Origin of the sequence: Streptomyces alboflavus (genome assembly GCF_000716675.1) — a bacterium.
Taxonomy (GTDB): Bacteria; Actinomycetota; Actinomycetes; order Streptomycetales; family Streptomycetaceae; genus Streptomyces; species Streptomyces alboflavus.
Genome location: NZ_JNXT01000057.1, coordinates 43,378 through 56,149 on the forward strand (window position 1 = coordinate 43,378; position 12,772 = coordinate 56,149).

7 protein-coding genes, 1 tRNA gene and 1 pseudogene are annotated in these 12,772 nt (G+C 71.3%); 4 read left to right on the forward strand and 5 right to left on the reverse strand.

From position 1 onward, the window contains the following. Window positions 1-34: 34 nt before the first annotated feature. A complete protein-coding gene (locus OO63_RS32470) occupies window positions 35-1,216 on the reverse strand; it encodes a pyridoxal phosphate-dependent aminotransferase (protein WP_030362732.1) in 1,182 nt (393 codons plus the stop codon). 37 nt (window positions 1,217-1,253) lie between these two features. Beyond that, on the reverse strand, window positions 1,254-1,811 hold the full coding sequence (locus tag OO63_RS32475) for a cysteine hydrolase family protein (protein ID WP_051811391.1): 558 nt from the start codon (window positions 1,809-1,811) through the stop codon (window positions 1,254-1,256). 345 nt (window positions 1,812-2,156) lie between these two features. Here OO63_RS32475 and OO63_RS32480 point away from each other — a divergent pair, with 345 nt between their 5' ends. Then, window positions 2,157-4,073, forward strand: coding sequence for an FAD/NAD(P)-binding protein (locus OO63_RS32480; protein WP_051811392.1), 1,917 nt, complete (start codon window positions 2,157-2,159; stop codon window positions 4,071-4,073). A 39-nt stretch (window positions 4,074-4,112) separates the two neighbouring features. Continuing rightward, window positions 4,113-5,294, forward strand: a complete 1,182-nt coding sequence (locus tag OO63_RS32485; protein WP_033264675.1) for a LeuA family protein — start codon at window positions 4,113-4,115, stop codon at window positions 5,292-5,294. Window positions 5,295-5,713: 419 nt separating this feature from the next. Here OO63_RS32485 and pdxR read toward each other — a convergent pair whose 3' ends face one another. After that, window positions 5,714-7,147, reverse strand: coding sequence for a MocR-like pyridoxine biosynthesis transcription factor PdxR (gene pdxR, locus OO63_RS32490; protein ID WP_030362736.1), 1,434 nt, complete (start codon window positions 7,145-7,147; stop codon window positions 5,714-5,716). Between the two features lie 47 nt (window positions 7,148-7,194). Here pdxR and OO63_RS32495 point away from each other — a divergent pair, with 47 nt between their 5' ends. Continuing rightward, window positions 7,195-8,448 carry an MFS transporter gene (locus tag OO63_RS32495; RefSeq protein ID WP_157854098.1) on the forward strand — a complete coding sequence of 418 codons (1,254 nt, stop codon included), beginning with the start codon at window positions 7,195-7,197 and terminating at the stop codon, window positions 8,446-8,448. A gap of 225 nt (window positions 8,449-8,673) precedes the next feature. After that, window positions 8,674-10,095 (forward strand): annotated as a pseudogene (locus OO63_RS42970) (MFS transporter). Window positions 10,096-10,265: 170 nt separating this feature from the next. Here the strand turns inward: OO63_RS42970 and OO63_RS32505 are convergent. Together OO63_RS32505 and OO63_RS32510 are read right to left on the reverse strand one after the other, a co-directional pair. Further along, window positions 10,266-10,338 (reverse strand) — tRNA-Lys (locus OO63_RS32505). A gap of 145 nt (window positions 10,339-10,483) precedes the next feature. After that, window positions 10,484-12,532 carry a DEAD/DEAH box helicase gene (locus OO63_RS32510; RefSeq protein WP_033264676.1) on the reverse strand — a complete coding sequence of 683 codons (2,049 nt, stop codon included), beginning with the start codon at window positions 12,530-12,532 and terminating at the stop codon, window positions 10,484-10,486. Window positions 12,533-12,772 lie beyond the last annotated feature (240 nt).

The window sequence follows — 12,772 nt, forward strand, 5'->3', positions numbered from 1 at the left end:
CTAAGTTCTCGATGGCGGCTGAAGTTCTCGGTGGTCAGGAGCGCGCGGCCAGCGCGGCGCCGACGCGGTCCAGCGCCTGCTCGATGACGTCGCGCGACGTCGCGAACGACAGCCGTACGTGCCCCTCGCCGCCCGGCCCGAACGCGGTGCCCGGCGTCACCGCCACGCCGGCGGTGGTCAGCAGCCAGGTGGCGAACTCGGCGGAGTCGTCGAAGCCGGTGCCGCGGATGTCGGCGAAGGCGTAGAAGGCACCACCCGGCGCGGAGCAGGAGACCCCGGGAAGCGCGTTGAGGCCGTCGACGACGAGCTTCCTGCGGGCCGCGTACTCGTCCGCCATGTCCTGTACGGGCTCCTGCGGACCGGTGAGCGCGGCGAGCGCGCCGCGCTGCACGAACGAGCCCGCGCAGCCGACGGTGTGCTGCTGCGCCTTGAGGACGTCCCCGATGACACCGGCGGGGCCCGCCACATAGCCGAGCCGCCATCCGGTCATGGCGTAGCCCTTGGAGAAGCCGTTGACGGTGAGGGTGCGGTCGGCGCAGGACGGCAGGCTGGCGGGGCTGAGGTGCCGGGCGCCGCCGTAGCGGATCTTCTCGTAGATCTCGTCGGAGATGACGAAGAGGTCGTGCGCGGCGGCGAACTCCGCGATGTCGCGGGCCTCGTCCTCGTCGAGGACGTGCCCCGTCGGGTTGTTCGGCGTGTTGACGACGATCGCCTTGGTCGCGCCGGACACCTGCCGCTCCAGGCGGTCCCGGCTCAGCCGGAACCCCTGGTCGGCCGCGAGCGGCACCGGCACCGGCCGGGCGCCGGCGAGCTGCGCCATGGCGCCGTAGCTGACCCAGCTCGGGGTCGGCACGAGGATCTCGTCGCCGGGGTCGAGGACGCTGAGGAAGCAAATGTAGAGGGCGTGTTTGGCCGAGGGCGTGACAATGATGTCGCTGACGGCCTCGGCGTGGATGCCATTGTCCTTGGCAAGCTTCTCCGAGAGGGCTTCCAGGAGTTCCGGGATGCCTCGGCTCGGTGTGTAGTGGGTGAATCCTTCGGACAGCGCGGCGACGGCCGCTTCGGTGATGTGCGGAGGCGTGGAAAAATCGGGTTCACCGCCGCCGAGATCGAGGATAGAAGCCCCTTGGGTGCGTAGGTTCCGCACCATGTCGAATATGTCGTAGGTGGCCGACTTCTCGATGCCGGATATCCGGTTCGACAGGCGGTGCTGCACGGTTCTCCTCTTCTCGGTGCGGGCGTGCCGAGGCCGGTCAGCCGGCCAGCGCCTGCCGGACTGAGCTGATCGTCGCGGTGCGGGCGAGCACCGTCAGGGCGGCCTGGTGCAGAGCGTCGTCCGACGTCGCGGTGGCGTCCTCGAGGACCTCGACGGCGAAGTCGCGGTCGTGTGCCTCACGTGCGGCGGACAGCACGACCAGATCCGTGGTGACCCCGGTCAGCAGCAGGGTGTTGACGTTCCGCGCCCGCAGCAGCCCGTCGAGGTCGGTGCCGTGGAAGGGGCTCAGCCGGTGCTTGGCGACGACGGGCTCGTCCTCGGCGGGCTTCAGCTGGTCGTGCACCTGGGTGGCCCAGGTGCCGAGCACGATCCGCCGGTCGTCCCGTGCCTCACGGAAGACCGGGGACGTCTCGGGCCACTCGGCGTAGTCGGACGAGAATCCCACCACGACGTACAGCACGGGAATTCCCTGGGCGCGGGCCAGGGAAATTGCTTCGGCAGCGTGATCGAGCACACCGCGCCGACGTACCTGTTCCAGATATCCGTCGCCCGCGTACTTTCCTTCCGGGTGGACGATCTCATTGATGAGGTCCATCACTAGAAGTGCAGGTCGCCGCATCACGCATTCCTTCCGTTGGCACAGGCCGAGTTGGCTCATATCGAGGCGCCGCCACAGTACCACCGGAAAATCGGCCGATCGCCAACTCGGCAGTGCATGAGGGAAATTCATGTGAAGCATGAGCAATGGGTCGTTGAAGGTTGAATGCAGGCGCCTCTACGGTGGTTGGCGGCGCAATCGAATTCTGCGCGCCAGGGCGTCACGCCAACGCGGGAACGCCGGCGCCGTAACGCCAGTTCGGTATCGCCTGCGCCGTAACTCCGGCGCGGTATCGCCTGCGTGCGAACGCAATCGTGGGAACTCGAAAGGGAATGGCCTGCCTTGACACTCCGTGTTGCCGATGACAACTCACTGTCCGAGTCGGCTCCGTATCGCGTCGCGGTGGTCGGCAGCGGGCCGCGGGGCCTTTCGGTGGTCGAGCGCCTCGCCGCCCGGTTGCTCGCGGCGCCGCCCGCCCACCCCGTGGACATCCACCTGATCGACTCCGTGCAGGTGGGCTGCGGCCGGGTCTGGCGGACGGACCAGCCCGAGTGGTTCCTGATGAACACCGTGGCGGGCGAGGTCTCCGCGTACTCGGGCCCCCAGGACGGCGGGCCGCACCGCCCCGGCGCCGGGCCCTCGCTGGCCGAGTGGTGGAGCTCCGCCGACGCGAACTGTCCGGGCCCGCACGGCTACGCTCCCCGCGCCGTCCACGGCCGCTACATGCTGTACGTGCTGAGCACCATCGAGGCGACGCTGCCCGCGGGCGTGCGGCTGCACCGGACCACGGCGGCGGTGGCCGACCTGGAGCGCGCCGCCGACGGCTACCGGCTGACGTTCTCGGACGGCACCCGCCTCGACGCCGACCGGGTGGTCCTGACCACGGGACACACCCGGCCCCGACTGACCGGGGCACAGCGGGAACTCGCCGAATTCGCGGCCGCGCGGCCGCGCCTCTCGTACATCCGCGGCGATTCCACGGCCGATATGCCGCTGGACCGAATTCCGGCGGGTTCGGCGGTCGGAATTCTCGGCCTCGGCCTTTCCTTCTACGACGTCATGGCGGCGCTGACCCTGGGGCGCGGCGGCGCCTTCCGGGACGACGGCATCGGCGGGCTCGTCTACGAACCCAGCGGCGACGAGCCGCTCTTGGTGGCCGGTTCCCGAAGCGCCATGCCTCTGCCCGCGCGCGGACGCAACCAGAAGGACGCCAACCACCGCTACACACCGGTGCTCTTCACCGCCGACCAGGTACGCCGGGCGCGCCCCCACGGGCCGTACGACTTCCGCGCGGACATCGTTCCCTGGCTCCTCGCCGAGGTGGAACTCGTCTACTACGCCACGGAACTGCGCCATCGCGCGGGCGAGCGGGCCGCCCGGGAGTTCACCGCCGAAGTCGCGAGAGCCGCCGAGTCAGGACCGCCGAAGCCGGCCGCGGCGGCCGACCGGTACGGCGTGGGCGACCTGCCGCCGCTCGACCTCGACCGGCTCGCCCGGCCCTTCGCGGGGCGCACGTTCGCCGGTCCCGAGGAGTTCTCCAAGGCCCTCCTGAGCGCTGTCGAGGACGACCTCGCGCACGCCGAACTCGGCAATGTGGACTCGCCGTTGAAGGCCGCCCTCGACGTCCTGCGGGACACCCGCGCGCTCATCCGCGAGTTCGTCGACTTCGGCGGGCTGCTCCCGGCGTCGCACCGCGACGACTTCATCGGCTGGTACAACCCGAGGAGTTCGTTCCTCGCAGCCGGTCCGCCGCGTGTCCGGCTGCGGCAGGTCGCGGCCCTGGTCTCGGCCGGGACGCTGCGCGTCGTCGGCCCGGACACCCGCTTCACGGGGGACGCCGCGACCGGCCGCTTCCTCTGCTCGTCCCCGTACGTGACCGACTCGCACGTGCGCGTGGACACCGTGATCGACGCCCGTGTGCCCTCCCCCGACCTGCACCGGGACCCGTCGCCGCTGACCCGCCGCCTCGTCGAGCGAGGCCTCTGGACCAGCTTTCGCAACGGCACCGGGGCGGACGCCTTCGACACGGGCGGCGTGGCCGTCACCGGGTCGCCCTTCCATCCGATGGACAGCTCCGGCGCCCCGGACGAGGGGCTTTACGTCCTGGGCATCCCCACCGAGCACACCCGCTGGTTCATGCAGGCGGGCAGCAGCCGGCCGGGGTTCTGGACGGACTTCGTCCGGGACGCCGACGCCATCGCCGCACACGCCCTCTCCCCGTTGGAATCCCTGACACGCACCGTGCTCGACACGGTCTGAGGAGACCGTGCCGGACACGGTCTGAGGAGTACGGAACACATGCAGCAGTCCGCTGAAGCTCGCCGGATCTCGGTCTTCGACACCACGCTCCGCGATGGTGAACAGGCCCCTGGCAACGCCATGACCCCGCAGCAGAAGCTCGACATGGCCCTGCGCATCGAGGCGCTCGGTGTCGACTACATCGAGGCGGGCTTCCCCGCCTCCTCCCGCAGTGAGTACAGAGCCACCCGACTCATCTCCAGAAACCTGACGAAGGCCCGCTTCACCACGTTCTGCCGGGCGGTGCGCGAGGACGTGGCGACCGCGGTGGAGGCGGGCGGCACGGCCAACCACCAAGTGCAGATCATGGCCACGGGCAGTGACATGCATCTGCGCCACAAGCGCGGCATCTCGCGCGCCGAGGCCGTCGCCGAGGTCGCGGACACCGTCACCTTCGCCCGCTCCCTCGGCGTGGAGTCCGTGTCCATCGGCATCGAGGACGCCAGCCGCGGCGAGCACGACCTGCTCCGGGCCATCACGGAGGAGGCCATCGCCGCCGGAGCCACGTGCTTCGTCGTCGCGGACACCTCCGGCTGCCACACCCCGGCCCAGTACGCCGCGCTGATCTCCGCGTTCCGCACCTGGGCGCCCGCGCCCGTGCGCATCGCGACCCACTGCCACCAGGACTTCGGTCTCTCCCTGGCCAACGCCGTGGCCGGCCTTCAGGCCGGTGCCGACGAGGTCCAGGCGACCCTCGGCGGCATCGGCGAGCGCGCGGGCAACACGCCCCTGGAGGAAGTGGCCGCCCTCCTCGCCTACCGCGGCGACGACCTGGGCCTGCGCACCGACATCGACCTGGCCTCGATGTACGCGGCGTACACCGCGCTGCGCAAGGTCATCGGCATGGAGGAGCCCCGCAACAAGGCCATCTTCGGCACGTACGCCTTCGCCACCGCGGCCGGCATCCACCAGCAGGGCATCCTGCGCAACCCCGCCACCTACGAGTACGCCGAGCCCGCGCGCTTCGGCCGTGAGCGCTCCCTGCTCATCGGGCGCCACTCCGGCCGCGCCGTCCTGCGCCACCTCCTCGACCAGCTCGGCCTCGATGTCACCCAGGAGGAGCTGGCCGAGCTGTACCGCGTCCACATCGCCGAGCGGACCGGCGGCGACTGCGAGGACCTGGACGTCCTGAAGGAGCGTCTGGCCAAGGAGTTGGGGCCGCGCAGCGCGGTGGCCGCCTGACCCCCGTCGGCGACCAGCCACGAGGGCCCCGACCGTCCCGGCCGGGGCCCTCGTTCTGTGCGGGTCTGTCCGGGGATGCCTGGTCAGACGTGGTCAATGCAGCTAAGTGATCCACCAGCACGTGAAGAGTGGGCCGTCGTCCGCTCACGCATCGCTCACGCAGGCACGTGCTTGACCAGCCCTCCTGACAGATCTCGAACTCGCAGTGCGGGCACTGGTGCTAGTCAGTGGGTTCGGGCTGGCCGGGGTATGGCCTGGGACGGTGCCAGAGCGCGAGCAGAGAAACAACGGGCACCTCGACAGCTACACCGGGCAACGGAGCTACCTGAGCAGGCCCGTTGACCAAGCTGCCGCACTGAGAAAATCCAAGGTCCCGACAGAGTCAAGCCGATGCGACAAGAGCGGCCGCTCAAGCTCCCTCACGCAGCCCCGTACACACAGTCGAGAGCGTCGGTGAGGGCGTCGAGCGCGGCAGGGTAGGCGTGTTCGCTCGGTGTCCCGTAGCCGATGATGACGCCCTGGGGGTGGTCACCGGACGCGTGCCAGCGTCCGTTCAGCCGACCCAGCCGCAGTGCCCGGGCCGCGGCGGCGGACAGGACGTCCTCTTCGGTGGGGCCCTGGTCCGGCAGGCTGAGCAGAACGTGGAGACCGGCGGCGATGCCGTGGACGGCCGGGCGGCGGGCCGGAGGTCCGGGCAGGGCCCGCAGCCGGGCGAGGAGTTGGTCGCGGCGGCGCTGGTAGCGCAGTCGGCTGGTGCGGATGTGCCGGTCGTAGGCGTGGCTGTCGATGAAGTCCGCCAGAGTGAGTTGTCCGGGGACTTCGGTGTGGTGGTCGTCGTACTGCTTGGCTTCGACGAGCGGAGTCAGCAGTCGGCGCGGGCAGACCACCCAGCCCAGGCGCAGGGCCGGGCCGAGGGTCTTGGAGACCGTGCCGACATAGGCGACGTGTTCCGCTGCGGTGCCCTGGATGGCGCCGACCGGGTGGCGGTCGTAGCGGAACTCACCGTCGTAGTCGTTCTCGATGACCAGACCGCTCGTCGAACGCGCCCAGGCCACCAGTTCGCGGCGGCGCGCAGGGTGAAGGGTGTGTCCGGTGGGGTACTGGTGCGCCGGTGTGACCTCCACCGCGTCGACGGACGGAAACGTGGCCAGGAGGTCGGTGCGCGCACCGCGGTCATCGACGGGGAGAGGGGCGACCGTCGCTCCGGCTCTGCGGACCACCTCCCGGTGGAAGGCGGCGCCGGGGTCCTCCATCGCGACCGTGGCCGGTCCGTTCTCGGCGAGCACGCGAGTCAGCAGGGCGAGTGCCTGCACATAACCATTGGTGATCACGATCCGGTCGGGATGCGCGAGCACCCCGCGGGTGCGCCCCAGGTAAGCGGCGACCGCGGTGCGCAGCTCGAACTGGCCGCGCGGGTCGCCGTACGCGTAGGCGTCCGCCGGAGCTGCGGTCAGTGCGCGGCGGGCAGAGCGCAGCCACGCCGTCACCGGGAAGGCGGAGGCGTCCGGTCGGCCCGGCCGCAGGTCGTGCCAGGGCACTTCCGGCGCCGGAGCGGATGGCTCGCCGGGGACGTCGGCCGAGAGGTGGGGGAGCTGGGCCACTGCTGTGCCGGAGCCTTGGTCGGCGGTGAGATAGCCCTCGGCTACGAGCTGGTCGTACGCGCCCCGGACTGTACCCCGGGACAGGCCGAGGTCGGCTGCGAGCCTGCGGGTGGCGGGCAGTCGGGTCCCCGAGACGAGACGGCGGGAGCGGATGGCCGCCCGCAGGGCCTGCTCCAGACCCCGCTGACGGCCGAGCGCCGGGTCGATCTCCAGATGAAGATCGACACCGAAAATGGGCCAGGATTCCCTCACAAAAGTGGACCTTAGCAGCGGCCCAATACCGAACTAGCGTCATGAGCGTGACCACTCCAGAGACGGCAGGGCCGCTCCTTCCCGGCGCGCAACCGAGCCCTCGGCGATGGCTGATCCGGCTGCTCGCCGGGGCCTACGGCCTGACCATCGCCAACCTCTACTACTGCCAACCGCTGCTGCCCCGCATCGGGCATTCCCTCGGGGCGGATGCGTCCGTGGGGCAGTTGGTCACAGTCGGGCAGGTCGGCTATCTGCTGGCCCTGCTCATCGTCGTGCCGCTCGGCGACATCGTCCGTCGACGCCCCCTGGTGTGCGTGCTGCTGCTCGGCGAGGCCGGTGCCCTGGCGGCCACCGCCGTGGCGCCGACGATGGGTGTGCTGCTCGCCGCGGGTGCGGTGACCGGACTGGCGAGCGCGGGCGTGGTGAACGTGCTGGTGCCCTACGCGGCCACGCTCGCGCCCGACCACGAGCGTGGCCGGGTGGTCGCGACCGTGCTCAGCGGTGGCATGGCGGGAGTGCTGCTGTCCCGGACCGTCGCCGGGCTGGCGGCCGAGGCCGTGGGCTGGCGGGGTCTGTTCTGGATCGCGGCCCTGGTCACGCTGCTGCTGGCCGGAGCGCTCGCCCGCGCCTTGCCGTCCACACCGCCCGATGCGGCGCTCGGCTACACAGCGCAGCTGCGGGCAACCGTCCGGCTGGTGGCGGACGAACCCGTGCTGCGGCGGCGCTCGTTGATCGGCGCCTGCGTCTTCGCGAGCTTCGGGGTCTTCTGGGCGACGGCGGCGTTCCTGCTGGCCGGGCCGCCCTACCACTACACCGATGCGGGCATCGGCTGGTTCGCGCTGCTCGGCGCCGCGGGCGCGCTCGCGGCGCGCGGGGCCGGCCGGTTCGCGGACCGCGGTCGGCAGGGCGCGGCGACCGGGGTTCTCCTCCTGCTCGGCACCGCCTCGTTCACCGCCATCGCCGCCGGGGACCGGTACCTGGCCTGGCTCGTCGTCGGTGTCCTGGCCATGGACATCGCCGTGCAGGGGACCCACATGCTGAACCTGAGCGTGGTCTACGGCCTTGTCGAAGGCGCCCGCGCGCGGATCGCGTCGGCCTACATGACCGGCTACACCTTGGGCGGGGTGGCGGGTTCCGCCGTGGGGACGGCCGCCTACCGCGTCGGTGGATGGCACGCCGTGTCCGCAGCGGGCGCCGCATTCACCGCTCTGGGGCTCGTGGTCTGGGCAGTGGACAACCGCGAGAACGGCAGACGGCCGCACCAGTCCGCAAGGCCGGCCGTGGCCCGCCGGACGGGGTGACCCTCGATGATCAGCGGCGGCAGGCGTGAACCGGGGCGGCACATTCCGCTGGACGGCGCTCGTTCGCACCCGGCACGGGTGTCGCCGTGGACGCGAGCGCACAGGGCGAGGTACGTCATGGCGAGCGATCGGCATCTGGTCGTCGCCGCGCAGCCCTCCGAGACCGTCCTTCGTCCCAGGCCGGTCAGACCGCGGCCGGCAAGGCCACGCACCTGAGGAAGTCCCATGTCAGATCCGACCACGAAGGCCACCGCCCCCACTCCCGACCCGGCACGCTGGCGGGCCCTCGCTCTGCTCTGCCTGGCCGGGTTCATGGTGATCCTCGACGCGCAGATCGTCATCCTCGCCCTGCCGACCATCGCCGAGGACCTCGGCGTGACGGACGGTCATGAGGAATGGGTCATGGCCGCGTACCTGCTGAGCTTCGGCGGTCTCATGCTGCTCGGCGGCCGTACCGCGGACCTGCTGGGTCGGCGCCGCGTCTTCGTCGCCGGTAGCCTGCTTTTCCTCTTGTCCTCGCTGCTCTGCGGACTCTCCTGGTCGCTCGGTGTCCTGGTCGCGGCGCGGGTCGCCCAGGGCATGTCGGCCGCCGTGTTCGCACCGACCGCGCTCTCCATCCTCATGAACACCTTCGAAGAGGGGCCGGAACGCAACAGGGCGCTCGCCTTCTGATCGGGAAGCGGCGGCTTCGGCGGTACGGCCGCGCTCCTCGTCGGCGGCCCGGTGACCGACTTCCTCGGCTGGGAATGGGTCTTCTTCCTCAACGTGCCGGTCGCCGCGGTGATGGTGGTCCTGGGCCCGCTGCTCCTGAGGGAAAGCCGCGCACCCCGCCGCCCCCGCGCCTTCGACACGGCCGGAGCGGTGACCGCGACCGCCGCCATGGTCGCCTGCGTGTACGCCGTGGAACGGGCGCCCAGTGCCGGCTGGCTCAGCCCACAGACCCTCGGGCTGCTCGTCGCGGCCGCGCTCCTCGCTGCCCTGTTCGGCGCCATCGAGCGCCGCGTCACAGCGCCCCTGGTACCGCCCCGCCTGTTCCGTACCGGCACGGTCACCGGAGGCAACACCGTGATGTTCCTCCTCGGCTCCTGTGCCTTCGGCGCGCCCTACACCATCGCCCAGTACGGACAGGGCCCCCTCAGCTGGTCCGCGCTGCGGTCGGGCCTCACCACCGTGCCCCTGCCCGCCCTGGCCGCCGTCGGCGCGTACGCGGGCCAAGCCCTCGTCTCCCGCCTCGGCACGCGAGCGGTGGCAGTCGGCGGCCTCACCCTCATCGGATGTGCCTGCGCCCTCCTCAGCTCGGTTCCGGCCAACGGTTCCTTCACTCGCGACCTGTTGCCCGGACTGCTCCTGTTCGGTCCAGGTCTCGGGGCATGCGCGGTGGCCGGGACGGCCGCCGCGCTCGGCGGAGTGGCCGAGCGGGACTCCGGGGTGGCTTCCGGCCTGAGCACCGCCTCGTTCCAGATCGGCGGCGCCTTCGGCGTGGCCGTGGCCTCCTCCGTCGCCGCCTCCTGCACGACCGCTCACGACGCCGCGTCGGGCCACCGTGCCGCCTTCACCGCCTGTGCCGTGCTCGCGGCGACAGCCGTATGCTGCGCCTTCCTCCTGCTGCGCCGACCGCCCCTGCCACAACTGCCCGGCTCGCCCTGAGCCACGGACGCGGGTGCGTCGAGGAGTTCGTTGAGGAAGGCCTGCTGACGCCTCGTCCGCTCACGCATCACTCACGCACGAGCCGGAGAACGACGCAGCGTCCGAGCCCACCGAAGTGGACGCGGACGCTGCGTAGCAGGTCAGAGGGGGTTCCCCTCTCCCGCTCCCGGTAGACCGTGTGGGACTCGAACCCACAACCAATGGATTAAAAGTCCACTGCTCTGCCAATTGAGCTAACGGTCCTCGCCGACACAGTGTCGGCGCACCCATGAGCATAGCCGGACGGGGCCCGGCATCCGATCGGGTATCCCGTCCGGGTGCCCGTGGTCTGGCGAAGGCCCGTACGACGTGTACGTCGTACGGGCCTTCAGTCACTGCTCAGACGGCGTCAGCCGTTGCGCTTCCAGCGCGGCTTGTCGTCGCGGCGGCCGAAGGAGCCGGTGCCGGAGCCGCGGTTGTACGACGGGCGGTCGTGGCCGCCGGCGCGGTGGCCGCCGGCGGGGCGGTCGTCGCGGCGGTCGCGGTTGAACGGGCGGTCGCTGCCCCGGTGGCCGGACGGGCGGTCGTCGCGGCGGAAGCCGCCCCGCTCGTCACGGCGCTCGAAGGAACGGCCGCCACGGTCGCCGCCGCGGTCGTCACGACGGTCACGGTTGAAGCCACCGCGGTCGTCACGGCGCTCGAAGGAACGTCCACCGCGGTCGCCGCCACGGTCGTCACGACGGTCACGGTTGAAGCCGCCACGGTCGCCACCGCGGTCGTCACGGCGGTCGCGACGGTCACGGTTGAAGCCGCCACGGTCGCCACCGCGGTCGTCACGGCGGTCGACGGACACCGCGGCGGTCTCGCCCTCGGTCTCGGCGGGGGCGTCGGCGGCCTCGGCGAGGGCGGCGACCGCGGCCGTCGGGTCCTCGCCGCGCTCGCGGGCGGCGCGGGCGGTGAGGCGGTCGGCCTCGTCGCGCAGCTCGGCGGCGCGGCGCTGGGCGCGCTCCAGGTCCTTGGTGAGGTCGCGGACCTCACGCTCGGCCTGGGTGGCCGCGTTGCCCGCGGACTCGGCCTGGACCTCGGTCATGGAGCGGGCGCCGGTGATCTCGGCGACCTCCGGGTCGAAGGCGCCGCCGCCGTTGATGATGTGGCGCGAGGCGTCGACGCCCGCGTCCTCCATCAGGCGGAAGATCTGGCGGCGCTGGTGCGGCAGCGAGAGGGAGACGACCGTGCCGCTGCGGCCCGCGCGGGCCGTACGGCCGGAGCGGTGCAGGTAGTCCTTGTGGTCGCCGGCCGGGTCCACGTTCAGGACCAGGTCGATGCCGTCGACGTGGATGCCGCGGGCGGCGACGTCGGTGGCGACGAGGGCGTTGACGTAGCCGTCCTTGAAGTCCGCGAGGGTGCGTGTACGGGCGCCCTGCGTCATGCCGCCGTGCAGCGCGTCGGCCTTCACACCGGCGTCGCGGAGCTGCTCGGCGATGCGGTCGGCGCCCAGCTGGGTGCGGACGAAGATGATGGTGCGGCCCTTGCGGGCGGCGATGGCGGCGGTGACGGGCGCCTTGTCGCGGGGCTTCACGATCAGGATGTGGTGCGTCATGGTCGTGACGTTGCCCTGGGCGCTGTCGACCTCGTGCGTCACCGGGTTCGTCAGGTAGCGCTTGACCAGCGTGGAGATCTCGTTCTCCATCGTGGCGGAGAACAGCATGCGCTGGCCGCCGGCCGGGACCTGGTCGAGCAGCTCGGTGACCTCGGGCAGGAAGCCCAGGTCGGACATCTGGTCGGCCTCGTCGAGGACGGCGACCTCGACGTTCTCCAGGGAGCAGGCGCCGCGGTTGATGATGTCGCGCAGTCGGCCCGGCGTGGCGACGAGGATGTCGACGCCGCGCTCCAGGGCGTAGATCTGGTTGCCCATGGACGTACCGCCGCAGACGACCTTCATCTTGAGGCCGAGGACGTCGCCGTAGGGCTGGAGGGCGTCGGCGACCTGCATCGCCAGCTCGCGGGTCGGGGTCAGGATGACCGCGCGGGGCTTCTTCTTCTCGGTGTAGCCGTCGGCGAGGCGCGCCAGGGTCGGCAGACCGAAGGAGAGGGTCTTGCCGGAGCCGGTGCGGCCACGGCCGAGGATGTCCTTGCCGGCCAGGGCGTCCGGGATGGTCGCGGCCTGGATCGGGAACGGGGTGTGCACGCCGTTGCGGGCGAGCTTGCGGACGACTCCGTCGGGCAGGCCGAGGTCACCGAAGGTGATCTCGGGCTCGGCGTCGGCGTCGGCCTCGACGGCCTCGGCGACGGCGTCGGTGGTGACCTCGGTGACGTCCGCGGCCTCGACGATCTCGGTGGGCTCGACGGTCTCGGTGGGCTCGACGGTCTCGGCGACAGCCGCTACGGCGTCGCTCTCGACGGCCTCGACCGACTCGTTCTCGGGCAGGACGGCGTGGTCAGAACTGAAAATGGACATGCGAAATGCGAAACCTTCCGGAGTCTCGGCACGCGCCCGTCAACTCCGTGATTTCGCAATGGACCGCCTCTATGCGGTCAGCCACGGCAAGGGAGAGTACGCGCCACGCGGCGCTCTTCTGTGTCGGCGCCGGGCAAATGGGATCAAACGATCTACCACCATACGCACCCCCCACCCCAATTGGCAAACGCCCACCATATCGGGGCTTTCCCAAGGCCCCGACCACGGCTTCACACCCCC

Excerpts from the sequence above, each read along its gene's own strand:
- OO63_RS32475 (WP_051811391.1), bottom strand. The coding sequence starts at position 1,811 with ATGGACCTCATCAATGAGATCGTCCACCCGGAAGGAAAGTACGCGGGC.
- OO63_RS32485 (WP_033264675.1), top strand. The coding sequence starts at position 4,113 with ATGCAGCAGTCCGCTGAAGCTCGCCGGATCTCGGTCTTCGACACCACG.
- OO63_RS32510 (WP_033264676.1), bottom strand. The coding sequence starts at position 12,532 with ATGTCCATTTTCAGTTCTGACCACGCCGTCCTGCCCGAGAACGAGTCG.